Annotated in this window: 19 protein-coding genes; 11 read left to right on the forward strand and 8 right to left on the reverse strand. The window is 53.3% G+C overall.

Annotated elements, in window-relative coordinates:
- The first annotated feature begins 152 nt into the window (after positions 1-152).
- The 5 genes from G6R38_RS08245 to G6R38_RS08270 all read left to right on the forward strand — a co-directional run bounded on the left by G6R38_RS08245 (position 153) and on the right by G6R38_RS08270 (position 3707).
- The gene (locus G6R38_RS08245) at positions 153-647 is read left to right on the forward strand and encodes a c-type heme family protein (RefSeq protein WP_240928117.1); all 495 of its coding nucleotides are present in this window, start codon (positions 153-155) and stop codon (positions 645-647) included.
- A gap of 9 nt (positions 648-656) precedes the next feature.
- Positions 657-1124 (forward strand): DinB family protein, encoded by a 468-nt coding sequence (locus G6R38_RS08250; protein WP_166822706.1) that lies wholly within the window; start codon positions 657-659, stop codon positions 1122-1124.
- A gap of 243 nt (positions 1125-1367) precedes the next feature.
- Positions 1368-2666 carry a CIA30 family protein gene (locus tag G6R38_RS27830; protein WP_206028505.1) on the forward strand — a complete coding sequence of 433 codons (1299 nt, stop codon included), beginning with the start codon at positions 1368-1370 and terminating at the stop codon, positions 2664-2666.
- Between the two features lie 15 nt (positions 2667-2681).
- Complete coding sequence (locus G6R38_RS08265) at positions 2682-2843, forward strand: hypothetical protein (RefSeq protein ID WP_166822709.1); 162 nt, start codon at positions 2682-2684, stop codon at positions 2841-2843.
- A gap of 66 nt (positions 2844-2909) precedes the next feature.
- Positions 2910-3707, forward strand: coding sequence for a hypothetical protein (locus tag G6R38_RS08270; RefSeq protein WP_166822712.1), 798 nt, complete (start codon positions 2910-2912; stop codon positions 3705-3707).
- Positions 3708-3807: 100 nt separating this feature from the next.
- On the opposite strand, the gene G6R38_RS08275 is transcribed toward G6R38_RS08270, so the two are convergent.
- The 4 genes from G6R38_RS08275 to G6R38_RS08290 form a co-directional block, all read right to left on the reverse strand.
- Complete coding sequence (locus G6R38_RS08275) at positions 3808-5064, reverse strand: threonine/serine exporter family protein (RefSeq protein WP_206028506.1); 1257 nt, start codon at positions 5062-5064, stop codon at positions 3808-3810.
- Positions 5065-5239: 175 nt separating this feature from the next.
- Positions 5240-6634 carry a sulfatase family protein gene (locus G6R38_RS08280; RefSeq protein ID WP_390881384.1) on the reverse strand — a complete coding sequence of 465 codons (1395 nt, stop codon included), beginning with the start codon at positions 6632-6634 and terminating at the stop codon, positions 5240-5242.
- An 88-nt stretch (positions 6635-6722) separates the two neighbouring features.
- Positions 6723-7319: a hypothetical protein gene (locus G6R38_RS08285; protein ID WP_166822716.1), complete on the reverse strand. Its 597-nt coding sequence runs from the start codon at positions 7317-7319 to the stop codon at positions 6723-6725.
- An 11-nt stretch (positions 7320-7330) separates the two neighbouring features.
- Positions 7331-8386, reverse strand: coding sequence for a DUF262 domain-containing protein (locus G6R38_RS08290; RefSeq protein ID WP_166822719.1), 1056 nt, complete (start codon positions 8384-8386; stop codon positions 7331-7333).
- 311 nt (positions 8387-8697) lie between these two features.
- Between G6R38_RS08290 and nrfH the strand changes: the two genes are divergently transcribed.
- Positions 8698-9246 (forward strand): cytochrome c nitrite reductase small subunit, encoded by a 549-nt coding sequence (gene nrfH, locus G6R38_RS08295; RefSeq protein WP_166822722.1) that lies wholly within the window; start codon positions 8698-8700, stop codon positions 9244-9246.
- A gap of 24 nt (positions 9247-9270) precedes the next feature.
- Positions 9271-10806, forward strand: coding sequence for an ammonia-forming cytochrome c nitrite reductase subunit c552 (locus tag G6R38_RS08300; RefSeq protein WP_166822725.1), 1536 nt, complete (start codon positions 9271-9273; stop codon positions 10804-10806).
- A gap of 248 nt (positions 10807-11054) precedes the next feature.
- On the opposite strand, the gene G6R38_RS08305 is transcribed toward G6R38_RS08300, so the two are convergent.
- Positions 11055-12419, reverse strand: a complete 1365-nt coding sequence (locus G6R38_RS08305) for an efflux RND transporter periplasmic adaptor subunit (protein ID WP_166822728.1) — start codon at positions 12417-12419, stop codon at positions 11055-11057.
- 197 nt (positions 12420-12616) lie between these two features.
- Here G6R38_RS08305 and G6R38_RS08310 point away from each other — a divergent pair, with 197 nt between their 5' ends.
- Entirely contained in the window at positions 12617-15856 is a 3240-nt protein-coding gene (locus G6R38_RS08310) for an efflux RND transporter permease subunit (protein ID WP_206028507.1), read from the forward strand.
- Here the strand turns inward: G6R38_RS08310 and G6R38_RS08315 are convergent.
- Together G6R38_RS08315 and G6R38_RS08320 are read right to left on the reverse strand one after the other, a co-directional pair.
- On the reverse strand, positions 15848-17431 hold the full coding sequence (locus G6R38_RS08315; RefSeq protein ID WP_166822731.1) for a TolC family protein: 1584 nt from the start codon (positions 17429-17431) through the stop codon (positions 15848-15850). The genes G6R38_RS08310 and G6R38_RS08315 overlap by 9 nt on opposite strands.
- A 219-nt stretch (positions 17432-17650) precedes the next feature.
- Positions 17651-18526, reverse strand: a complete 876-nt coding sequence (locus G6R38_RS08320) for a LysR family transcriptional regulator (RefSeq protein ID WP_166822734.1) — start codon at positions 18524-18526, stop codon at positions 17651-17653.
- Between the two features lie 153 nt (positions 18527-18679).
- On the opposite strand from G6R38_RS08320, the gene katG reads away from it, so the two are divergent.
- Positions 18680-21094: a catalase/peroxidase HPI gene (gene katG, locus G6R38_RS08325; protein ID WP_166822737.1), complete on the forward strand. Its 2415-nt coding sequence runs from the start codon at positions 18680-18682 to the stop codon at positions 21092-21094.
- A 246-nt stretch (positions 21095-21340) separates the two neighbouring features.
- Here katG and G6R38_RS08330 read toward each other — a convergent pair whose 3' ends face one another.
- Positions 21341-23632: a glycoside hydrolase family 2 protein gene (locus G6R38_RS08330; RefSeq protein ID WP_166822740.1), complete on the reverse strand. Its 2292-nt coding sequence runs from the start codon at positions 23630-23632 to the stop codon at positions 21341-21343.
- Positions 23633-23954: 322 nt separating this feature from the next.
- Between G6R38_RS08330 and G6R38_RS08335 the strand changes: the two genes are divergently transcribed.
- Positions 23955-24923 (forward strand): AAA family ATPase, encoded by a 969-nt coding sequence (locus G6R38_RS08335; RefSeq protein ID WP_166822743.1) that lies wholly within the window; start codon positions 23955-23957, stop codon positions 24921-24923.
- Positions 24924-25091: 168 nt separating this feature from the next.
- Positions 25092-25805 (forward strand): Uma2 family endonuclease, encoded by a 714-nt coding sequence (locus G6R38_RS08340; RefSeq protein ID WP_166822746.1) that lies wholly within the window; start codon positions 25092-25094, stop codon positions 25803-25805.
- The last annotated feature ends 5 nt before the right edge of the window (positions 25806-25810 follow it).

Consider the following 25810-nt stretch of genomic DNA (forward strand, 5'->3'; position numbering starts at 1 on the left):
GACACACTCTGCTGATCAATTCCTACCTATAACGACCGTGGAGGTTTCTCTTGTTTCGTCAGTGCTCACATGTCGCCTGCTTTAGCATCGTAGTCGGATCAATTGCAGTATTATTCTTTGGACTCCCGCAACAATCTCGATCACATACGGCCGTGGCAGACGACCAAACTCGGAACTCGGGGAAATCCGATCAAACGAAGTCGAATGACAGTCGTTTGCCAAGCAGCGTTCAAGAAGCCCGTGGTCGAGCGCAGCTGTTGCACGAAACCATCCACGGTTCTTTGCAAGTGATGCATCGCGATTTCTTTCGTGAGGACCAGGGGTTACCGATCCCCTCGCATTCGCTTGAGGATGTGTTCAAGGAGTTGGCACGCAGCCATCAAGTCCATCTCCGTTGGCTGGCCATTGATGCAAGAGCAATGGATATCGATCACGAACCGAGAAGCGATTTTGACAAGGCAGCGGTCAAAGCTCTCAAATCAGGGAAAGAGTGGTTCGAAACCCAGACGGAGAAATCGTATCAGTATGTCGGCGCAATTCGCCTTTCGGCCTCCTGCCTAAAATGCCACCTGCCGGCTCGAAGTAGCAATGACGATCGAACCGCAGGACTCGTCATTCGGATGTCACTCAAGCAAGAATCTCCATAAGGTTTTGCAATGACTCGTAATGAACTAATCGATCAATACCTAGCAGGCCCAGAAATGCTAGTCAATGCGATTGAGGGTATGAACGCAGAGCAGCTCAATCAGTCACCAATTCCGGGGCAATGGTCAACTCAACAAATTGTCTGCCATATTGCCGACTTTGAACCAATCTATGCAGACCGAATGAAGCGTGTTATCGCAGAAGACAATCCGACCTTTTTCGGAGGTGATCCTGATGTGTTCGCCGCTGGACTAGCGTATTCCCACCGCACCATTCAGAACGAGCTTCAGCTAATCAACGCGACTAGAGAACAGATCGCGACGATCCTACGCACGCTTTCGCCGTCCGATTTCCAGCGAATTGGAACTCATTCCGAAGACGGCCCATTGTCCCTTGAGAAACTACTGCAAAATATCACAAACCACATTCCCCATCACTGCCGTTTCATCAAAGCGAAACGTGAAGCAATGCGTCTCTGAAGTTGAGTCTTTTCTAAGCAGCATATTCATCAAGCGGTCCGGTAAAGATGGTATTCCACCGACTCGGCAAAATCCGGTTGGGGTGTGAATTGGCGACCTCCTGGAAAAACCCCTGCCATCAAGGGCGGCAGCGATTCGATTCTCACCACCTCTTGGTCTTGGTAGAATCGAAGCCTGTTGGCGAAGAACATCTGCTCAGCGTGCGGCCCACACCAGACGCGATCCGACCAAGGAATTGACAACATGCTATTTCGAACGATGTTGATAGTCTTATCTATTGGTGGAGCAACACGGGCTGCTGATCATAGCGAACCTCGGACGCTGTTCAATTTCAACGCTGCCGATGCGGCCAAACAATGGCAGAGTGTGAATGACGGTGTGATGGGCGGTCGCTCCGACGGAAGTTTCAAGATTAGCAACAATCAGACGATGCAGTTTTTCGGAACGCTGTCTCTAGAAAATAACGGCGGATTTGCCTCGGTAAGGACACGCCCCACGAAACTCAATCTCAAGCAGGGCGACGAATTTGTCCTGAGGGTTCGTGGCGACGGCCGGGAATACAACCTAAATCTATACCCGTCGACTGCCCAAATTGCCTTTTCGTATCGAGCATCGTTCAGGACAAAGAAAGACAAGTGGATCGAAGTCCGCATTCCGCTTGAGAAATTCGCGGCGACCTCATTTGGGCAAGTTGTAAAGACCGCAAAATTCGATCCCGATGAGATCGATAAGATTGGGATTCTTCTCGGCGACAAGCAGGCCGGCCCGTTCCGATTGGAAGTCGATTGGATCAAAGTTGATAACGGCCGCGGAGAGATGTTGAATGCTCGTTGCGAAGGAATGTATCCACATCATCTGCAGGGAGTGTGTACCGATGAGAAATCAATTTATTGGTCGTTCACGACGACGCTTGTGAAGACCGACATGAACGGCAAGTTGATCAAGAAGATCCCAGTCGCTAATCATCATGGCGATCTTTGTCATCGCGATGGGAAACTCTATGTCGCTGTGAACCTCGGGAAATTCAACGACCCCAATGGCAATGCTGACTCATGGATTTACGTCTACGATGCTGAGTCACTTCAAGAGGTTGCTCGACACGAAACCCAAGAAGTCTTCCACGGTGCAGGTGGGATCGGTCATCGAAACGGTCACTACTTCGTCGTGGGCGGGCTACCAGATGGTGTGAACGAAAACTATGCCTATGAATACGACGACAGTTTTAAATTCGTGAAGAAACACACGGTCAAAAGCGGCCACACCCATTTGGGGATTCAGACCGCAACATTTGCTCACGACCGCTGGTGGTTTGGATGCTACGGCGATCCGAGAATTTTGCTGGTGACAGACGCCAACTTTGAGATGAAAGGCCGGTATAAACTTGATTGTTCGTTGGGTATCGAGGGACTGTCCAATGGTCGGCTACTCGTGGCTAGAGGGCAATGTAAGAAAGCCACTGGCTGTATCGGCATCGTTCAGTCGGCACTACCCGATCAGGAAGCCGGTTTCAAGTTGCTAGATGCAAGCGACGAACCAAAGTAACTTGGATTGTAAAGAATGCGACGTACAGTACACGAGCAAGACCGCAGGCTGGTGTTCACTGGCGGCGACAACTGCCTGCATGAAGTAGTTACGGTGGCAGACTTCATCGACGTTGATGCCAACGATGATTTATTATACCGTCCGATCGCAACTACAATCATGTTTCGGGTTCGTTAGGTCTTGACTTTTCAGTTGCTGGGCTGAGTAGCCGAATTCTGAATTTCTGTTTGATCATTGTTTCCTATGAATCTCAATACCTCAACCGTTCAAAGTCTCCGCCGAGTCTTCCAACAAGCGTTCGTCGTTTACGACATTGCCGAGCCATTGATTTCCTTTGATGACACATGTCAGGCAAAGGAGCTTCGTGCTCACATGGAATCAAAACGGTTCGAGGTTGTTGGCATCCGTCATGAAGGGCGGGTGGTCGGTTATGCTGAGCTCAGAGACCTGAAAGACTCGGTCACTGACGCAATCAAACGATTTGATGACTCCCAAGTCATTTTGGAGTCAATGCCACTTGCAGACCTGATTCTGAAACTGCGAAACCATCAACGATTGTTCGTTTCAATCTTAGGACAGGTTGGAGGAATTGTTAGCCGAACGGATCTGCAAAAGCCACCCGTGCGAATGTGGTTATTTGGGATCGTCACGTTGATCGAGATGAGATTTACACGAATGATCGAGCGTCATTGCTTGGATGAAAGTTGGAAGGAGTATCTTTCAGCGGGCCGCATCAAGAAATCCGAGGAACTTCTCGCGGAACGGATCCGGCGGAATCAGGATCTGGGTTTACTAGACTGCCTTCAATTTTCCGACAAGGTGCAGGTCATCGCCCGCAATGAGAAACTCCGGAACCTAACACGGTTCGAATCCCGTCGGAAAGTCGAAGAAGCCGCCAAGGTGATTGAGAAGCTTAGGAATAACCTAGCACATTCTCAGGACATTATTGTCAACGACTGGGAAGCGATCGTAGCCCTTGCGGAACGACTGGATATCGTCTTAGAAGGGCCACCGGGGTTAGACAATGAGGGGGAACCCTAGTATCTTGCAAGACGAAACGGATGACGACACTGGACCGGACACTCATCAAAGCGGCTGACGTCGCCGAGAATCGTGGCATCGACACCTATCAATTGTGCTGTCACGGTTTCTTCCGAGTGCTTTGATGCTCCATCGTTTTAACATCGGTGGAGAGATTCCGTTTGTCATAGCGGTCGTGCGGTGGGAATATCACATCAGACACGAGCTGGCCCGCTACAATTGCTACTGCCGTGAGGAACATTGTGGAAAGCAATCGAACACCAGCGGGAATGTCTTCGTGTAGCATAAAGTGAGCGACGCCCGTGAAGCCGAGACTTCCTGGAACTAGCAAAATTAGAGCCGGCATCAGCATGACTGCGGCAGGCAGTTGCAATCGTTGCGAAAGTAACCGACTCGTCACACCAGCGACAACCGAAGCGATCGAAACCGCCGCGAACGGACGCAAAAACTCGCCCACAATACGCAACGTCCCGTATCCGATCAGCGTGGAAATCAAGAGCCACAGAATGTCACGATATCGCGTCCGGAATAGCACTGCAAAAGATAGGCCGACAGGAATCATGACTCCGGCCGACGCCAGCAATGATGGTGTTTGAGGGGCAACAGAAGCTGGTATTGGCTGTAACCCGGCAATGAATCCGGAGCCCATATAGACGCCAAACACTAGCGTCAGAAGCGTCGTCATGGCACCAGCGATCCGAGCTGAACCTGATGCAAGATTGTGTGTTGCTAGTTCGTTGATACTAATTGTCAGGTGCAGGCCCGGTACAAGCACGATCAAAGCTGACAATGCTGTGAGTTCGTAGTTGCCAGGTGCTAACCAAACCTGCACCGCACACGTGACCGTACCAGATACAAACCCAGCAATGACATTGATGAGGTGTGTCGGATATTTGAGATACGACAATCCTAGTACTAGGGCACCGACGATTAGGCCGACAACAGACGCAGACACGACAACGGTCGCATTGCCACCGACCAGCACAGCGACGCACCCACCGGCAATACCATACGAAGTCAGTTGAAACGCGGACGAGTAGCTATTGGGCAGTGACCGAATTTCTTGCAGCTGACTCCATGCTTCTTCAACGGTGATACTCCGATCTAATATTGACTGTTGGAGTGCATAGAGTTCAGCGTACATCCCAAGGTTGGTGTCACCAGGGTAGACGCGAAGCAACCTTGTCCCTTGGGGTTCGTCATCGAACGTGGCAAAAAGTGCTGTCGGAGTTGAAAAGAATGTCGCCGGCTGTTCGAGCGCTGCGGCGACTAGTTCCATACGATCATCCAACTCATATGCTGGCGACCCGCTGGCATGAAGGCTTTTGGCGAGTTCAAGAATCAAATGCTTCGTCACTACGATTTTTCTTTAGTGCGATTGCTGAATTGTCATGTCACCAATCATTGTGACGGAGGCACACTCTATGTCCTCCAATAAACACACCAACGAGGAAACTGCAAATCGCGAACTCAGGACCCCAACTGTAAGACATTCGTGTTACTTGCGTGGGGGCCATTTAAGTGTTGATCGACTATTTGGTTTTCCCGAGTGGGATCTCTAGTTGTGATGGTGCTGGCTGCATTTGGGATTGGTGTTCCAACACGAGTTTTTTGATTTTGTCGATCACATCCGGATGCTCGTTTTGAATCGGATATTTTTCACTCGGGTCATGGTCAAGGTGATAGAGAATTGGTGGGTCGTGTTTTTTGGCTTGTCGTGGTTCGGAGCCATAGGATCCATGAGTGACAAAGTGAGCTTTCCAAGGTCCCATCCGCACCGCCATGAGTTGATAGCCTCGATAGTAGAATACGGCTTTCCTCGGGCTTGGTCCATTACCGACGAGCACGGGCGACAAGTCGACGCCGTCTACCACGCGATCCGTTGGGACGTCGGCACCTGCTAGTTTTAGGGACGTTGTATAGATATCCATGGTCGAACCAAGTTCCATGCTGACGGAACCGGCGGGAATGTGTTCTGGCCACCAGGCTAGTGTCGGTTCCCGCATGCCGCCTTCCCAGGTGGTGCCTTTCCCCTCGCGGAGTAGCCCCGCCGACCCGCCGTGCGTGTCGAAGACCAGCCACGGTCCATTGTCGCTACAGAACCAAACGAGTGTGTTGTCTGCCAACCCGGTTTCGCGGAGTGTGTCTAACACTTGCCCAACGGACCAGTCAATTTCTTCCATCGCATCGCCATAGAGACCTCGCAAACTGGTGTCCGCAAATTCCCTGGATCGGAATAGCGGGACGTGCATCATGGAATGTGCCAAATAGACGAAGAACGGTCCGTCTTGATGCGACTTGATGAACTTGACTGCCTCATCGGTGTAACGTTTGGTGATGGTGTTTTGATCGGCGGGGCGTTCGATGATTTCCAGATCCCGCATCAACGGCACATTCCAGTATTCAACTTTGGGATCCCAGAAGGCCGCTCGGCCTCTTGGACCGACATCGTTCAGCCGATCCATGTCGTTTGAATAAGGAATCCCGAAGTAGGTATCGAAACCGTTGTTCGTCGGGAGAAATTGCGGAAGATGTCCGAGATGCCACTTCCCCACACACGCCGTTGCATAGCCAACGTCCTTGAGAGCCTCAGCGAACGTGACTTCATTTGCCGGGATACCACCACCAGAATTCGGGAACAAAACTCGGCGTTTGTTGCTGCACATTCCGTTTCGAGCCGGAAGTCGCCCAGTCATCAAAGCCGCCCGGCTTGGCGTACACACGGGAGAGGCCGAATAGAACTGCGTGAGCTTCATCCCCTCGGCTGCCATACGATCGAGATTCGGCGTACGAATCGTTGGATGGCCAAAGCAACCGAGATCACCGTAGCCCAAATCGTCGCAGAAAATCACCACGACATTTGGCTTGGGTGGTTCGGCTGCGTTTGCGGCGAAAGTGAAGTTTGGCTCGGCGAATATGCAAAACATCATTAAGAGCATTGCAGTTCTAAGCATGTGTATGGGTGGCAGATGTTGATGGTAGTACACATTCCGCTCCAACGAGTGCAATTAGTAGTTAGGCCAGCTTGGAAGCTGCTTTCCCCAAGCTTTGAACATATATCTGGTAACGACAAGCTCTCGGGTTCGTACGTGCAATCGATCGCAAAAAACCTGCCGGAGACGTCTCCGATTTCGGAAGCGGTGTGGAACCAACAACTTTTTTCTTAAACGTCTCTTGGGAATGAGGAGAGGCATGGGCTACGGCATTTCGTATTGCAACGATTTGACTGAGCTTCGATTTATCGTCATCGTCTAGTAGCGAAAACGGCAGTCCCTGGTTTAAGAACAATTGTGCTCGTTCGATTGTCCGGTTGATCGGTAGCCAGTCCAAGTACTTCTGTTTCTGCAGCACACAAGCCCGTAGCGTTTTTCTACTGCCTTGAAGTTGCGGCCGCCACATCTTGCGACGACATTTGTTATAGAGCACGTAGAAAAACACTGACTCGAGCATATCCTCAAATGATACAACTGCCCGAAGAAACAAGCCTTCGTATAGCGTTTCTACATCTCGTTTACGAATTCTTCTTGATTCAAATTGGTCTTCGATGCGCGTTCGAGTTACTTCAAACCCTTCAATCTGCCGGGTAAACTTTTGTACGAAATTCTTGGACATAGGAATTCGTGTTAAGAGGCGATGTAGTCAATCGTTGTTCTACGGGAATTTGCCTGAGAAACTCTTCTCTCTGATGCTAGCAAGACATCACTTGGAGCAGTTCCAGCTGTGATTTGAGATGCCTTTTCGACAAGATCATTCCATCTAGATTTCCTTATCGCAGTTGGCTTTTTACGGCGCAATGTCGATTCTATTCCAAAAGCATCACTGTAAACTGCAGCAAAGATTGCGTAGAGGATTGTCTTTGAACTTGTTATTTCTGAACCTTCCTTGGGAAGTCGTGCACGCAGGTTGTCCAAGATCCATCGCAACCTGCTAATAACTTCTTCCTGCTCGGGAAACTCCTCGTCATAATCCTCGTAGTAGCGATCAATAACCTTCTTTTCGTTACTAGTTACACCATCCATGATGAAAATCATGAGCTCGCTTACAAATTCAACTTCGGCCATCCTTGCTATTGCAGATTCTGAGAACGTTTTCCAGTTTCGCCATAGGTCAAGATGTTCTGCAGCCAGCACGAACGCGCGGGTCTTGAATTCGCCAAAGTATTGTGCGTTGCGAAGCTCTTGATTATTGAGCTTGACACCTGTTGCATTCATTCGTGCGAATATTTCTAAGATATCCCTGTCATCCGTTTCCGAGGGGAATAGGTGCACCATGAATTGGTAGTCTAGTATTTGCTGCTGCATTTTGTCCGGCAATTCGAGGAATGTCTTCCCAGAAAACTCAGGGGTGTGCGTTCGGCTAAGTTTGAAGAAGTCTCCTTTCGCTTCATAGTCGTTCAAGGTTTGTGGGGCAACGTAGGATAAAATCGTTCGAATCCGTTGCTGGCCGTCTACGACTTCACGCACTGCCTTGAACGTACGTACATCTGCAGGTAGGTCACGTAAAATAATTGGTGGTATTGGAAGTCCTTTTAGAATACTATCCACCAGATAGGATTTGGCTCCTCTTGGCCATACTGAACGTCTCTGAAAACTCGGACTCAAGTTTAGCTCATCGTTTCTCTGCCAGTTTACAAAATCGCTTACTTTGTATTGGGTCCGGTGAATGTTCCATTTTTTCATAGAAGACTCTATTTTACATAGGGGATTGTGTGAATGGGCTGCTATTCTCATCTGCGAGTTTAACAGAAGCAGTTGGACAATCGGCAAAAATCAGTGCTCGTATCCATTCACTTGGAATCGCACTTTTCTACACGTATCGTTAAACCGAATGAAACAACCTCACAACACATGTCAGTTATGCGGAATCGTGCGTATTTTTAGTTCAGGCTGTTTCCCGTCGAAATTTTGGCCTACTCCCTGAAATATGCAATACCGAAAGAGAAACTGTTTTACAGTTTACGTTTAATCACATATTTTTGGGATTAACGAAGTTGGCTGATTCGGCTCCTGAACAACCACCACGTCCGCCGTTTTTTCGCGCGTTGTTTTCATCGTCAGCGGCAGCGATCGTGTTGTGTGTGCTGCTCGGGACACTTTCGGGCGTGGGAACATTCACGTTCGGCTATGGTCAAGGAGCAAGCTATCTCAGTAACGATCCAAAGGGGTGTGCGAACTGTCATGTGATGCAGGAGTACTTCGATACTTGGCAGAACAGTAGCCATCATCACGTCGCGGTTTGCAACGACTGTCATTTATCGCATCATCCGATCGGTAAATGGGTGACGAAAGCCGACAACGGATTCTTTCACTCGCTTGCCTTCACGCTGCAAAATTACGATGAACCCATTGAAATCAAACCGCGAAATCGGCGAGTGACTCAAAACGCGTGTCTTGATTGTCATCAGGATGTGGTACACGCCATGTTGCCCACTTCATCGGTGGGTGACGGATCACAGTACGAGACACAGTCCTGCGTGCATTGCCATTCCAATGTTGGTCACGCGTTTCACCCGATTTCTTCGCAGTCAGTTCGCGACTAGTCCATTTGTATTTCGGAGTCATTGATGAGTTCCGCAGGCAGACCGACGCTTCGTTGGATGGCATTGTTGACGGTCGTGGTGTCTGTCGCCACGTTTGGTGTGACAGCATTGCTGATCAACATTTTTCAACGGAAGCAAGAGGCTCGTACGCCGACGGTGAAAGTCGTGGAAGTCACGGAAGCCACCACGGATCCCAAGCCTTGGGGGCTCAATTATCCCGTGCAATACGAGACGTATCTACGAACTTCCGACAATGAATGGACCGACTATGGCGGCAATCACGCATTGCCACCGAGCAAGTTGGAATCGGACCCGTGGTTGAAACGTCTCTACGCCGGTTATGCCTTTAGCATTGATTACCGCGAAGCCCGCGGGCATGGCCATATGCTTTTTGATCAGGAAGTCACCAAACGGGTGACCGAAGTTCAGCAGGCGGGGGCGTGTCTGCATTGCCATGCGTCTATTATCCCGACGTACCGCCGGATTGGTCTGGAAGCGATGGGGCAAGAGGCCACTCCCGAGAGCATCGCGGATGGTTTTCATAAAGACGCCGTAATCGCGGGGTTCGAAGCAGTCAGTCAGAAGAAGTATGAAGAAGTGCATGCGGAACTTCTGAAAACACCGGACAGTTTCGGTAACCCGGCGGAGTTCAAAGATCCGCACATGGGAGACGCCCATCCGGTTTCATGTGTGGATTGTCATGATCCGAAGACGATGACGATTCGCGTCACACGACCTGGCTTTTTCGAGGGGATTGCGAAACTCGCTGAAAGTGACGACCCGGTTCCTCACTTGCCGAGTATCCAAAAATGGCGGGATTCGGACCGATCAACCCCGTATGACCCCAATGAACTCGCGACCCGTCAGGAGATGCGGAGCTTCGTCTGTGGGCAGTGTCACGTTGAGTACTACTGTGCCAATAAGATGACGCTGACCTTTCCGTGGAGCAACGGTCTCAAAATGGAAGACTTGGAAGCCGAATGGGAGTCGACGCGATTCGAAGGGGACGAGCCATTCTACGATTATGTTCACAAAGAGACTGGCACGAAGGTGTTCAAGGCTCAACATCCCGAGTTTGAACTGTGGAGCCAAGGTATTCACGCGAGAGCCGGCGTGAGTTGCAGCGACTGTCACATGCCCTATGAAAAACAGGGAGCGACAAAGTTCAGCACGCACTGGGTTCGCAGTCCAATGCTCAATGTGAACCGTGCGTGTCAAGTTTGCCATCGTGTCCCCGAGAAGGAACTCGTCGCACGAGTTGAGACAATCCAAGATCGGACACGATCGTTGATTGATCGAGCGGCCGCTGCAATGACCGACATGCTGGACGCCATCATCGCGGCTCAGAAAGCCGGAGCGACCGAGGAAGAGTTGAAACCGATTCGTGACTTGCAACGCAAGGCGATGTGGCGGCTGGATTATATCAGTAGCGAGAACTCGAAAGGCTTTCATGCGGACCAAGAAGCCGCGCGGATTCTTGGCGAGTCCATTGACTACAGTCGCCAAGCTCAAGCCGCCGCCTACAAGTTGGTAGGCAAGTCGGATGAAGGCTCCGACTGACAATCACGGATGGCTGACTCGTGCGTGACATTCGTGGAAGAATTGCCTGCGTTGGACCAACGAGTCGATGTCTTATTAAGCCCATCGACTCGCTTCAGACCAACCGGTCAACGCCGCTCGATTTCCGATAACGAGTGTCTCGGTTGCAGCGTTCTCGATCGCATTTTGGTGACGCAATTTCCACGCGGATTCTGTTCCAAGCGGGATGCCATCGCTTCACTGTCGATGCGAACGAGAGTTGTTGCGTCTTACGAAGGCGGATTGCTCAGCAAGACATCTTCTAATTTCAAGTTGGACAGCACTTCCACTTGGCCGTCGGCAGTACGGCCGATGGTCACAGGGCGAAGCTCTTGCTGCTCGTCTTTAATGATCACGACCGTCGCTTGGTTGGGATGTGTGCGGGCGACGATTGACGACTCCGGAATCGTGACGGCATCCGGCAACGCCGGGATGGTGAGCGTCACGGAGCCGTACATCCCCGCGACGAGGTTGCCTTCGGTATTCGGGAGATCAATTTCCGCTCGCATCGTGCGGGTGCGTCGATCTTGATGCTGAGCGACTCGGCAGATCTTTGCCTCAAGGGTTTGGCCGAGAAGCCCGTCCACCTGGACTTGCACCGATTGGCCGGACTGCACAAAGGGGACGTCGGGGTTGGGAATTCGCACGACGACTCGCATGTGATCCGTCCGGGCGATGCGGAACAGAGACTGTTTGGCCCCTGCAGTCGCGGGGCGAACGAATGCTCCACGATCGAAGTTTCGCTGAGTGACCACACCGTCGAACGGTGCTTTGATCGCAGTGAAACTACTCAGGACTTCCGCTCGGGCCAGTTCTGCTCGAGCAACACGAACGTCCGCTTCAGCGGCTTTTAGATCGGCTTCGGCTTGCTGGATGCGAGTGTCCAGGGCGACTAACTCCGCTTCGGCGACCGCGGCGGCCGCTTCGGCTTCCTGCTCGTCGGCTTTGGCGGATTCCCACCGATGGACATGCTCATCGACGAGCTTTTGTTCCACGGCATTTTGATCTGCCAAATTGCGAATCCGCGTGAGCATCTTGCTCTGCAAACTTGTTTGAGCTGTGGCGGCGGCGACTTGAGCCGCGACTTGTTCGGTTTGTGCCGACTTGGCCAGTCGCTCTGCTCGTGAGGTTGCGAGTCTCGCTTCCGATTGAATAACTCGGCTTTCGGCTTGCTGCAACAACGCACGACAGCGTTCCACGTCTTTGAGCAACTCCGGAGCATCTAGCTCCGCGAGGATTTGCCCCTGACGGACAACGTCACCGATCTCGACGTGAGAGGACTTGAGGTAGCCCGGCACGCGTGCGAACAGTTCTGTCGATTCAAATGGTTCGATCGTGCCGGTCATTTCGAGCCGACGTGTTAGACCGCCCGGCGTTGGACGAAGCACGTCGTATTTGGGTGGCTCAGCAACCGCTTCGGTCTGCGGTTCCTGTGACAACCCGGATGCCGTTTCGGCGGACGATTGGCTACTAGTCAAGAAGCCAATTCCGCTCAGAGCGGCAATCCCGGTGAATGCGACAAAGACTCGGCGACGATGAGGTTTCGGTGTGGTATTTGGCAGGGAGGATACGGCGGAAGTCTCATCAGTGTGCATAAGCGTTGTTCTCGTAGTTTGGCCCGGTGAGTTCACTTCAGAGGTATTCAACTCATAGGTTTTCGATTTCGGGAAGTCCAAAGAATTCCGCTCAAAACGCACGGAGAGACGGCAAATCGTGAGCTATGTTGATTTTAGGGAACACCGCAAGATGGGTTTCGCCTCGTTCTGACACGCTTTTGAAGACTCCACGCAACATGATTCGATCTCTCATCAAAGGCTCGTTGGCCCAACCGTGTACGGTCATTGTCGGTGTGCTTTCCGTCGTTGTACTAGGAGCGTTGTGCCTCGTTTCCATTCCGATCGACATTCTGCCGGTGAACACGTCGCCCGCGGTGCAAGTGCTGACGTTCTACAACGGGATGCCAGCCGAGTCGATCGAAAAGAACATCACCAGCCGACTGGAACGCCAAACCGGTCAGGCCACGGGACGCATTCGGCAAGAGTCGCGTTCGATCCAGGGCGCGAGTATTGTGCGGAATTATTTCGACGGCAGCGTGGACCCGTCGGGAGCACTCACGCAGGTGAGTTCATTGGCCACCGCAGCAGCGAAGAACATGCCGCCGGGCACCGATCCCTCCGTGATTTTGCCGTTCGATCCAACGGGAACGACGCCGGTTTGCGTGATTGCGCTCGACAGTAAAACGGCGTCGGAATCGACACTCTACGATATTGGTCGCTACGAAGTCCGTAACATGATCATGGGCATGCCGGGCGCTAATGCACCGGCGGTTCATGGTGGCAAGATGCGGGCGATCATGGCGTATGTCGATCGCGACAAACTTGCCGCTCGGGGACTTTCGCCATTGGCGGTGATGGATGCCATGGACGATTACAACGTCTTCGTGCCCGCAGGTCAGGCTCGGTTTGGCGAACGAACCTACGCGATCAGTTCCAATGCCATGCACGAGTCCGTCGAGTCGATGGGCCAAATTCCGCTTCGCAGCGAAAACGACAACGCTGCGTTTCTCGCGGATGTCGCTACGCCGGTCGATACGAACTTGATGCAGAACAGTTTGGTCCGCGTCGATGGGCGTCGACAGGTTTATATTCCGGTGTACCGACAACCCGGAGCAAGCACGCTCGACGTCGTGGACAACTTGCGGAACTCACTTGATGACATGACCGCAAAGCTCTCGCAAGGCGGTGTCGATTTGAAACTCGTGATGGATCAATCTGTCTACGTTCGTCAGGCGATTCATAGTTTGGTCGAGGAAGGCGTGTTGGGGGCGGTGATGTGTTCGCTCGTGATTTTGCTGTTCCTCGGCAATGTTCGCATGATGGGCATTGCGGTGATGGTGATTCCGATTTCCGTGCTCGCGGCGATTGCTGGTCTGAAAGCGACGGGCAACTCGATCAACGTGATGACGCTCGCGGGACTTTCGTTGGCGATCGGTCCGCTGGTTGACTTGGCCGTCATCGGGTTAGAGAACACGCACCGGCATCTTATGCGAGGCGAACACCCACGCGATGCTGCTTATCTCGGAGCAAGCGAAGTTGCGACACCGGCGTTTGTGGCCACTTGTTGCACACTCGCTGTGTTGGCTCCGTTGGCGTTTCTACCGGACTTGGGGGAATTCCTTTTCCGACCGATGGCGTTGGCGTTGGGGTTTGCAATGATCGCCGCATATTTGTTGTCGCAGACACTTGTGCCTAACCGCTGTGCGACTTGGCTCGAACACGAACACCACGATGAAACAACCGCTCCGCCGCGAGGTATCTTCGGCCGGTTGCGAGCAATGTTCTCTGGTCTGCTGGCCCACTGGGAGTTCGTTTTCTACCACATGAGCCGAACCTACGAAAAAGCTCTGCTGAAGTGCTTGAAGTACCGTTTGACAGTCGTGGTGTCCTCGATGTTGCTCCTCGTTGGCACATTGGTGGCGTTCGGTCCGCATTTGAAACGGGAGTTCTTCCCGGAAGTGGATTCAGGGGCGTTTGAAGTCATCGTGCGGGCGGAAAGTGGGACATCGTTGGAAGTGACCGAAAAGCGAGTGGCGGCCGTCGAGGAACAACTTCGGCAGAGCATCGGTGACGACTTGCAGCTTGTGATGTCCGAAGTAGGAGCGGTCGCGGATTGGTCCGCTGCGTACACGCCGAACTCCGGCCCGATGGATGGCGTGATTAAAGTCCAATTGAAATCGGATCGACATGAATCCTCTCAGGAACACGTTCGACGACTTCGCGACCAGTTGGCGAAGGACGCGAAATTCGAGGACTTGGAGTTTGGGTTCGACACCGGCGGGATGATCCGTACGGCGATGAACGGCGGGAAATCAACGCCTCTCAACATTCGTGTGATTGGCAAGGATTTGACACAGTTGCGATCAATCGCCGAGGCGGTCCAGGACCGTCTGACTGAAATTCATGGCGTTGTCGATGCGCGGATTTTGCAACGGTTGGACTATCCGCAATACATCGTCGAAGTCGATCGAATTCGTGCCGCGGACTTAGGGCTGCCGTTGCCGTATGTGGTGAAGAACGTTGTGGCGGCTCTCAACAGTAGCATTCAATTCAACAAGAAGAATTTTTACATCGACCCGATCAGCAAAGGCCAATACTACGTTGGCGTGCAGTACCGCGAAGAAGATATCGAATCCCTTGAAACTTTGCTGAACATCCCGATCACGAGCCCGCAGCAAGGTGAATCGATTCCCCTGCGAAACGTGGTGACGCTGCGACGTTCAAGTGTGCCGACCGAAGTTGTCCACCAGGATTTGAAGTCGGGGATTGACCTGGCCATGGCGGTCGACGGCCGTGATCTGGGGCACATTGCCGATGAAGTCGTCACGCTGCTGGACGAATTCGGAGTCCGCCAGAGTGACGGTGTTTGGTTGCCCTACGCGGATGATTCCCACGAAAAAACATTGGCCGGCGTGCAAGTGCAACTTAGCGGCGAATATGTTCGGATGCAGAACATGTTTAGCAACTTGGCCGGTGGATTTTTGATGGCAACCTTTCTCGTTTATCTGTTGCTCGTGATTCTCTTCCAATCGTTCAAGATGCCTTTGGTAATTCTCTTCGCCGTGCCGTTGGGGTTGATTGGCGTTGTGCTGATGCTGTTCGTGACTTCGACGGCAATCAACGTGCAATCGCTGCTTGGTGTGATCTTCATGGTGGGAATTGTCGTTGCGAACACGGTGTTGCTGATCGACTACGCCCAGAACCTCCGGCGTGATGAATTCATGCCGCCGTTGCCCGCGATTCTGCAAGCGGCGTGCATTCGGATGAGACCGATTTTGATGACTGCTCTCGCGGCGTTACTCGCGCTCGCACCGATGGCGATGGCTCATGGTCGTGGCAGTGAAGCGAATGCACCGCTGGGACGTGCCGTCATCGGTGGTTTGCTGGCGGGCTTGGTCACAACACTGCTGGTGGTGCCGTGTTTGTATGGTCTCATGATTCACGACGAACCGGAAACCGAGCTGGCGTCAAATTGAACTCGGCCAACCAAGGGCCCGATTCAAACGGAATTGGGCTTCGTTGTAATCCACAAGCGTGCGGAGATATTCCCGACGGATCGTGTCGAACGCACGCAGGGACTGCAACGCTTCGATCGGTAGCCCTTGGCCTTCGCGAATTCGGAGCATGTCCCGTTCGTAGGCAGCTTGAGCGGACGAAATTCCGCCTTCGACGATCGCGATTTGACGTTGTCTCGCATCGACTTGGGCATGCGACTCCAACACTTCTCGTGCGATCTGATCCATCAGCCGCACCTGATCGGACTGGGCTTGATGAATCTGTGCGGACGCTTTGTGTCTGGCAGCTTGCTCGCCGAAACCGAGATTTCTCACTTCCCAGTAGGCCATCACGTCCACATCGAAGCGGTCGCTGTAGTTGATCACGTCGGAGTTTCGTCCGCCGCCGAAACCGCCGTAACTCATGCCGAGAATCACGCTCGGCACCAACGGAGCGGCTTGCTCCCGGCGAAGTTGTTCGCAGGCCATGCCAACCAAGTGCCGACTCTGTGCAAGTTCCGGTCGGTTGGACAGCCCAACAGCAACTAACTCGTGGCGATCTCGCTGTGGTGACACCAATTCGAACGGCGTGAGTGATGGTTCGCGGGGGGCCAATTCGGTGATGCCGTCCAAACTCAACACCTGAGCCAACCGCACAGTCGCGACGTTGATGTCTTCGGTGGCTCGCTCGACGAGTGTCTGCCGCATTGTCAGTTCGGTTTGAGCACGGTCAGCGTCGGATTGCGGTGCGAGACCTTCGTTGGCGTACTTGGCCGTCAGTTGGGCCAATTGTTCCGCACGCTGGAGAGTATCAACCGCAATGGCATGTCGCTGATGAGCTTCGAGCAACTTGAGGTAAGCCAGCGATGCATCCAGCAGGACATCGTTGTTTTCAGCGGTCGCAGCGTATTGGCGAGCAGCGACACGTTGTTCGGCAATTTCCGGTTGAATCCACGCATCGGCAAGATGGAACGACGCCAACAAACCGGGAATGGCCGGCGGACCAGAACCGATCGCTCGTGCCCCGAAGCCCTGGTATGTCGCGCTGCGACTGACGTCGATCACATCACCGTCGGCACGCTGCAGAGGGCCATCGTGTCGGCTGTAGCTGAGTCCCATTCGGATCGACGGCAACCACAAGACTTCCGCCTGTTCGAGGTCCGCGTACGCTTCGGCAATGCGGTTCTGAGCGAAATGAATTCGAGGATTTTCACGTCCAGCGATTTGCAGCACTTCGCCAAAGTCGACGGAGAACCCGGATGCCGATGGCACCACGTCTTGCGAAGGTACGACATCGGGGGCGGGAACCGTGGGGAGTCCGGTTGCAGCGGTTTGCTCGACCGTGGAAGTTTTGGCGTCTTTTGATGCCGACACCGGGCGACAACTTGGCAGACGCTTGAGCGACTCCGACGCTGAAGACATCACTCGAGCCGCCGAGTCATCGGAACGCCGATCCCACTCCGGAGAGGCACACCCGACAACCGACAGTCCGAAGCACAGTCCGAGAGTGCGAACCCGTCGCCCCAATTTTTGGCACTGACTCCACGTATCGGTCATTCGGTTCCGCCCCAGAAACGAACTGGTCTCTCCGCTGTCTACCCTTTTTCATTTCGGTGTCCGATCATTGGGAAATTGAGCCGATTCTATGCTTTGAGAGAATTTTGACGGTGAAAACAATTGTTCCGCCGCGATTTCAAACGGTTTGCACAGAAGGAGATAGCACGAGTACACGAACCCCGTGCCTCTGTTACTGTTCGCTTTGTGATCGATTCGAATTCATCGGCCATGCTGTGCGAGGTGCTCGCGAAAGGCTTTCAGAAGGCGACTCTGAAAGCGATATGGATTCCACGCCACAGCAACGGTGCGTGTTGGTTTGGGATCGGCGAGGGAACGGTAAACGCGGCGGTCGCTGTCATCGCGTTGTCTCGCCATTGCCGGAATCAACGAGACACCATGCGACAACGAAACCAACTCCTGAACCATCGCCAGTTGACTCGTGCGTTCCACCGTCACCGGCAAGAATGACCGCTGCCGACAGAACGTCACGATATTGTCCGACAGACAGTGAGCTTCATCCAGCAGGACGAACGGGTACGGTTCCACATCACCGATCCGAATGTTCGGCTGTTCGACCAGCGGATGCTCGGGCGGCAACACCAGGAACAATTCCTCATCGAACAGTGGCTCGACTTCCAGATACTTCGCGGGAATCGGCAACGCAACGATGGCCAGGTCAATTTCCCCTTGGGTGCAACTCTTGAGAAGTTGATCAGTCGTGTTCTCCTGAACCACAAGACTCGCTTTCGGGTACGTTTTCGAGAACACACGGAGAATCTTCGGCAAGAAAAATGGTGCAATGGTGGGAATCGCTCCCACGCGGACACAACCACTCTGGCCATCGTCGTTGATCTCGGCCTTCGTGTCTGCCAAGAGTGAAAGAACTTGCCGAGCACGACTTTGCAGCAACACACCGGCATCCGTCAACGTGACCGCTCGCGTTTTCCGCTCAAAGACCGGTTGCCCAAGTTCCTCCTCGAGTTTCTGAATCGACCGACTCAACGCCGACTGCGAGATTTGCAACTCCTCCGCCGCTCGCGTGAAGTTGCTCTTTTCGGCAACTTGCAAGAAGTATCGCAACTGATCCAACTCCACGACCACGTTCCTCCCGGAATTCAACTATGCATGCCGTGCATAGATCGTATCAGAAGAATGCATTGGAACAATTCCGCTGCCAGGTCTAGACTTTGTTCGGCGGGTGAAAATCCCGGATTCGAGACCAATGTCCCACACGAAACAGGAAAGACCATGTTCCGAAAACGATTTTTGACCTCCTGGATAACGGGCGTGGCGGTGCTGGGTATCGCGACGTCGTTGTTTGGTCAGCAACCGAAGAACACGACTCAAGATTCTGAGCTTTCGGAGCTCAACGACGATTCCGGAAATGCCGGCACGGAGAACAAACAGACGGGAGCTGCCGCTCAATGCCCCGTGATGGGATCGCTCGCACCGCCGAGCCAACGCAACACCGCTGGCGGTTTTATGGGCAACGGCGATTGGTGGCCGAACCAGCTGAACTTGAACATCCTCCATCAGAATTCGCTGAAGAGCAATCCGATGGGTGAGGATTTCGACTACTCCGAAGAGTTCGAAAAACTCGATCTCGCAGCGGTCAAAAAAGACCTCAAGAAGCTGATGACCACCTCACAAGATTGGTGGCCCGCCGATTACGGTCATTACGGCCCGTTGTTCATTCGAATGGCTTGGCACAGTGCGGGCACGTATCGGGTCAGCGACGGACGTGGTGGTGCCAGCGACGGCACACAACGTTTTGCACCGCTCAACAGTTGGCCGGACAACGCCAACCTCGACAAAGCTCGCCGATTGCTTTGGCCAATCAAACAGAAGTACGGTCGAAAGATCTCCTGGGCTGACCTGATGATTCTCGCAGGAAACTGTGCGTTGGAATCCATGGGCTTTGAAACACTCGGATTCGCCGGTGGACGTGAAGATGTCTGGGAACCGCAACAAGATGTTTATTGGGGACCGGAAAGCAAATGGCTTGGCGGCAAACGATACTCGGAGGAGAGTGGCAAACTCGAAAGCCCACTCGCGGCAACTCAGATGGGCTTAATCTACGTCAATCCGGAAGGTCCGAAGGGCGAACCAGACCCGTTGGCTGCCGCGAAAGCGATCCGTGCCACGTTCCACAACATGGCGATGAATGACGAAGAAACCATCGCGTTGATCGCTGGCGGTCATACGTTCGGAAAGGCCCACGGGGCTTCGGATCCTGGCAAATATGTCGGCGCTGAACCCGAAGGTGCCAGCATCGAACAGCAAGGGCTTGGTTGGAAAAACAAGTACAAGTCCGGCAAAGGCGGCGACACGATCACCAGCGGTTTGGAAGGTGCATGGACCACCACGCCGGCGGAATGGTCACACGATTACTTTGAACATCTCTTTGGCTACGAATGGAAACTCATCGAAGGACCCGGCGGCGCACACCAATGGACTCCGGTCGAGGAAGAAGCCCAAGGCACCGTGCCGGATGCCCACGACCTGACGAAAACGCACGCCCCAATGATGTTCACCACCGATATCGCGTTGAAAGAAGACCCCGGCTTCCGCAAGATTTCCAAACGCTTCCACGAGAACCCGAAGGAGTTCGAGAAAGCCTTCGCGAAAGCATGGTACAAGTTGACGCACCGGGACATGGGACCGGTTTCGCGATGTCTCGGTCCGGAAGTAGCCGAACCACAATTGTTCCAAGACCCGGTACCGGAAGTCGATCACGAATTGGTCAATCAGAAGGACATCGCGGCCCTGAAAAAGTCCTTGTTGAATTCGGACTTGTCAATTTCCGATCTTGTCACGACCGCATGGGCGTCCGCTTCGACGTTCCGCGGGACCGACAACCGTGGTGGAGCCAACGGGGCACGAATCCGACTGGCTCCGCAAAAAGATTGGCCCGTCAACCAACCGGCGAAACTCGCAAAGGTCTTAGCGAAGCTGGAGAAAGTTCAACAGGACTTCAATGCAAAGCAAACCGGCGATAAAGAAGTTTCACTCGCTGATGTAATCGTGTTGGGTGGGTGTGCTGCCATTGAGGAAGCGGCGAAGAAGGCCGGTCATGACGTGACGGTGCCATTTGTTCCCGGTCGGACTGATGCCACGGACGAAATGACCGATGCGGAATCGTTCGCACCCCTCGAACCCAAAGCCGACGGTTTCCGAAACTACCAAGGCAAAGGATTGGAGCGACCAACCGAAGAAGCCCTCGTCGACCAAGCCAATATGCTGACGTTGACCGCGCCGGAAATGACGGCACTCATCGGTGGCATGCGAGTCTTGGGAACAACCGTGGGCTACCCCACATTGGGTCGACTGACCGAAACCCCCGGTCAACTCACGAACGATTTCTTCGTGAACCTGCTGGACATGAATTTGGAATGGCAAAAGTCGCAAATGTGTGATCACTTCTTTGAAGGTCGTGATCGAGAAACTGGCAATGTGAAATGGATCGGGAGCCGTGTCGATTTGGTCTTCGGTTCCAACTCGCAATTGCGAGCGATCGCTGAAGTCTACGCCAGTGACGATGCCGAAGAAAAGTTCGTGAACGACTTTGTTCAAGCCTGGGCCAAGGTCATGCACCTCGACCGCTTTGACTTGGATCGCTCCCAACGGACCGGCACAAAACCGTTGGCACTTGGATCACGTTAGAGCGGTTGAATTCTGACCGTCGCGGGTTCTGTTTCTTGGAACTCGTTTTACGGTCGAGTTGAAATCGAAGTCAAAATCAAGGCTAGCGAACGTCGAACCGACGCTTCGCTAGCCTTTTTTCTACGTATGAGAAGAAACTATGGCTCGTTTCGAATTGGCAGTTACGACTCATTTCATAGCATCTTGGGGTCGACGACTCGCCCGCGAGAGACTCATCCCCAGTTTGTGACTTAGACGATGAAATCCTCACTCTTCGTCGGTTTCCATTAGCATCTTGTGCAGTTCGGCAAGTTCGCGAGCGGAGATCTTGATTACCTTGCGATCGTACGTCATGAGGCCATTGATTTCGCCTTCAACATCTGTAGTTTGAGTGTAGACGGCTCCCGCGATTCCCTGTTGTTGGAGGTCGCGAAGCATCTTCAGCGAGGTGACGTATCGCTCCTTGTATTCGTCGATCGTCTTCGGTAACTCGCCGTATCCCCAGTTGCGGCGGTCGGCATCCCAAAGGTGTTGATGCACCGGGAAGCCATGCCCGCCGAACTCGCCGACAACCTTGATGTAGTCATCGAATCGGTTGCCCTTGTTCAGATCAAACGGAAATGATGGATGGGGATAAGAATGGTGATCGACAATATCGCCCGCCGGCCAGAAGTTGCCGCCGCTGGCAACGTTGACGAGCCGACTTGGATCACGTTTTGCGGTCCACTGACCGACCTCAACTGTCTTGTGTTGTCCCCAGGCTTCATTGAACGGCACCCAGACCACAATTGACGGATGATTTTCGAGTGAATCGATCATTGCTTCCAATTCCGACATGAACTGTTTGTGTTGTTCGGCAGGCCATTCGGAATCGGTGGGGTTGGGTTGCAAACGCGTCCACTTGGGCCAATTCTTCCCACCACTGACTTGATCTTGCCAGACCATCATGCCGAGCCGATCGCAGTGGTAATAATATCGTCGCGGTTCGACTTTGATGTGCTTGCGGATCATGTTGAAACCCGCTTGCCGTAGCCATTCGATATCGAACAACATTGCCTCATCGGACGGCGGCGTGAGCAAACCATCCGGCCACCAACCCTGATCGAGCGGCCCCCAATGGAAAATGATTTCTCCGTTGAGAGTGAACCGCAAGTGACCGTCCGCATCCAGCGTTTTGCCGACCGTGCGGATACCAGCGTACGATTTGACTTGATCGATCACTTCACCGCGAGCGGTTACCAGGGACAGTTCCACGTCGTAGAGATGAGGTGACGCTGGTGACCAGAGTTTGGGATCGGTAATCGCAATGAGGAATGAGCCGGCGTTGCTGGCTTTCGAATCATGCTTGACGGTGTCACCGTCGAGAATCCGCAGACGGAGTTTGGTATCGGCCCGGTTGCCTTCGATGTTTGGTTCCACGCCAATAGAACCGTGTTCGGCGTTTGTCTTGATTTTGAGATCGCTGATGTAAAGTCGCGGGACTTCTTCCAGCCACACGGTTTGCCATATGCCGGATACCTGCGTGTACCAAATCCCACGGGCGTTCAGAACTTGCTTGCCGCGGAGTTGCCATTGCTCAGTGGCGTCTTCGACTCGCACGACGAGTTCGTTCGCTCCGTCCCGCACGGCTGCTGTGATGTCGAAGGAAAACGGCGTGTTGCCGCCGGTGTGTTTCCCAACGCTTGTCCCATTCACAAAGACTTCGCAGCGGTAATCCACGGCTTCGAAGTTCAGCAGTTGACGTTTTCGGGAGGATTTGTCGCACTCGAAACTTCGGCGATACCACAACGCTTCGCTGGAATCGAGCAGTCGCTGCACTCCGCCGAGTTTCGATTCCAAACTGAATGGCACTAAGATTTTCCCGGTCCATGTGTCGGGCGCTTCTCTCTGCTCGATTTTTGTGATCGCGTAGTCCCAGTGGCCGTTGAGGTTCGTCCAGTTCCTCCGTTCCATCTGCGGTCGAGGGTATTCCGTCCAGGCATTTTCCGGAGTGACTTCCGCTCCGCATTTCGTGATCAGATCAGATTGAAACGGCTTCGTGTTGCGTTTCGGTTGGGGCAATTTCGGGACGTTCTTCCCATCGACCAAATGCACGTCGATGAACTGTCCGCCACCCGTCTGACGACAGTGAACGGCCATCACGTTTTTTCCCTTGCGGAGGACATCATGTTTGTTGTTCGCCAATGGGACCAACTTGTACTGCGTGACGTAACCATCGAAACTCGCGACCTGTTCACCATTGATGAAGACTTGCGTGTTCTCATCGTGATGAATCAATAACGCGGGTTCCGTTGGGATGTCTTTGAGCTTGAAGGTCTTTCGCAGCCAGATGTTCTTCGTGGACCAAGTCGTGCCAATCCTCGCCCCGGGCGTACCGACAGTGCCGAATCCGCCGGCGCCGTCCTTCCACGCAGAATCATTGAAGGCAACGGCTTTCCAACTGTCGATGGGACGACGAACGGTGTACTTCCAATCATCGACAACTTCCTGAGCCTGAGCCTGAGCCGTCAATGTCGATAGCAAGACATTCAGAAGTGCGTAGGTTCCGATTCGGCGCATGGTCGTGTTCCTTGACTTTGGGCCCAGACAGACGAAGGGGCTGCTGAAATCAATTTCTTGGGGAGATGTTCCGAGGCGATATAGTCAAAACCCTATGTTTTCGCGTGAATCTCGCGAGAAATCGTCATTGGCGGGGTAGTAACTACCAGTTCGTGGCCTCCCTCAGTGGAGCAGTCTGCCCGATGGAATACAACCTTGCGGTTCCCTCCTGTTGATGAGTGGCGGCTCGGTGTATAATCGCAAGACGACAAAACACGAATGAATACGCCCCGACTGGAGGGGTGCCAATACTTTTGAACTCCATTGAGATCATCACGAAATCATGGCGGAAACAGTCGACATTGATGGAATCAATCTACATTTGGCCGGGCCGGATATGTCCCAGGGCGAATGGATTGGTCAGCGGGAAGTGCTGAAACAAGTGCTGGCCTGTTGGTTGGTTCTCGACGAGAAGGACTTGCCACTCGCCCCACGGTTGGTCGGGACACCGGGAATCGGTAAAACCACGCTTGCCATTGCCGCCGCCCGCACTCGGCAACAATCACTGTACATTTACCAGTGCACGGCTGACACACGTCCCGAGGATTTGCTGGTCACGCCGGTCTTGGGGGAGCAGGGAACGATCAAGTACCACGCTTCGCCTTTGGTTTCCGCGATGATCAAAGGCGGCATTTGCCTACTCGACGAAGGCAACCGCATGAACGAAAAGAGCTGGGCGAGTTTGGCTCCGCTGCTCGATCATCGACGGTACGTGGAAAGCATTATCGCGGGGGTCACGATTCCGGCTCATCCCGATTTTCGCTGTGCTGTCACGATGAACGAGGACGAAAGCACCTACGAGATCCCCGATTACATCCTCAGCCGTCTACAACCGACACTCACGCTCGGTCATCCCAGCCGCGTCGATGAATTGGCGATTCTGCAATACCATTTGCCATTCGCTGAGGAAGATATGCTCAACCTCACGGTGGAATTCCTGCAAGAGTCGCATGAATTGAAACTAGACTTCTCGACTCGTGATGGCATCAACGTGCTGCGGTACGCCATGAAACGCATCGCCGCCGACCCCGACCATCCCTTGAGCAAAGACGCCGCGTGGCGAGAAGCCCTGCAAACGTGTCTCGGCGAAGATGCGCTCGATCTGAATTCCCTGGCCGACAAGAAAAACCAAACCCTCGGCGGCAACGTCGTTCCCATGGGCCTGGGCGATTTCTTCTTCTCCCCCGACAACCCCCTTCACCCCGATTATGAAGACGACGACGAGGACGATGAGGATGACGACGAGTATTAACGATTCCCCGTGGTCACACGATTCTGGTGGCCCAGATCGTTCTCTCGAATATCAGCCAGATTTCGAGCGTCAGCGTGTCGGAAGACCAATCCAAGCAAACCCGTCCAATGGTCACTCGGTTCCATCCGCTTGAGGCCATGGACCTGTCGTGAGAAGAGGAAGCGAGTCATGGCCGAAGTTGTGATCGCCCAAGATTCGACGGTCTTATCAGGCGATCGAATCGTCATCCCCGGCGACATCCATAGCCTCGCCGACTTCCGGGCGTGGGCGTTATCCGACGACTTTCCCAAGCAAGGCCGGATCGACTACATCCAAGGTCGTATCGAGGTAGATATGTCTCCGGAAAACCTATTCTCTCATGGTTCGCCGAAATCGGAGATCGTTCGCGTTTTCGGAAATCTTAATCGGCGTTTGGATTTGGGTTACCTCTTTACGGACTGCACCCGATTTGCCAATGCCGAAGTCGGTTTGTCGGCGGAACCGGATGTCATTCTTCTGACTCGACAAAGTTTGACAACTGGTGAAGCGCATCTCCGGCGGGCTGCTTCCGGTGAGGATGATCAATTCGTCGAGATCGACGGCATGGCAGACTTGGTGGTGGAGATTGTCAGCGACAGTTCCGTCCGAAAAGACACGGTTGAACTGTTCGCAACTTACTTCACGGCCGGGGTGATCGAGTATTGGATTATCGATGTGAGAGGTCCAGCTGTCCAGATGCAGATTTACACGCGTGGCGAGACTGAGTTTGTTCCAGTTCCACACGACGATGGTGCGTTCCAAACGTCTTCAGTCTTTGATCTCGGTTTCCGATTGGAACGGGCCCGAGACGAATTAGGACATTGGACGTACCAACTTGTTGAAACGAACGAAGCCAACGAATAAGGTCC

This window comes from Thalassoroseus pseudoceratinae (genome assembly GCF_011634775.1).
GTDB classification, from domain to species: domain Bacteria; phylum Planctomycetota; class Planctomycetia; order Planctomycetales; family Planctomycetaceae; genus Thalassoroseus; species Thalassoroseus pseudoceratinae.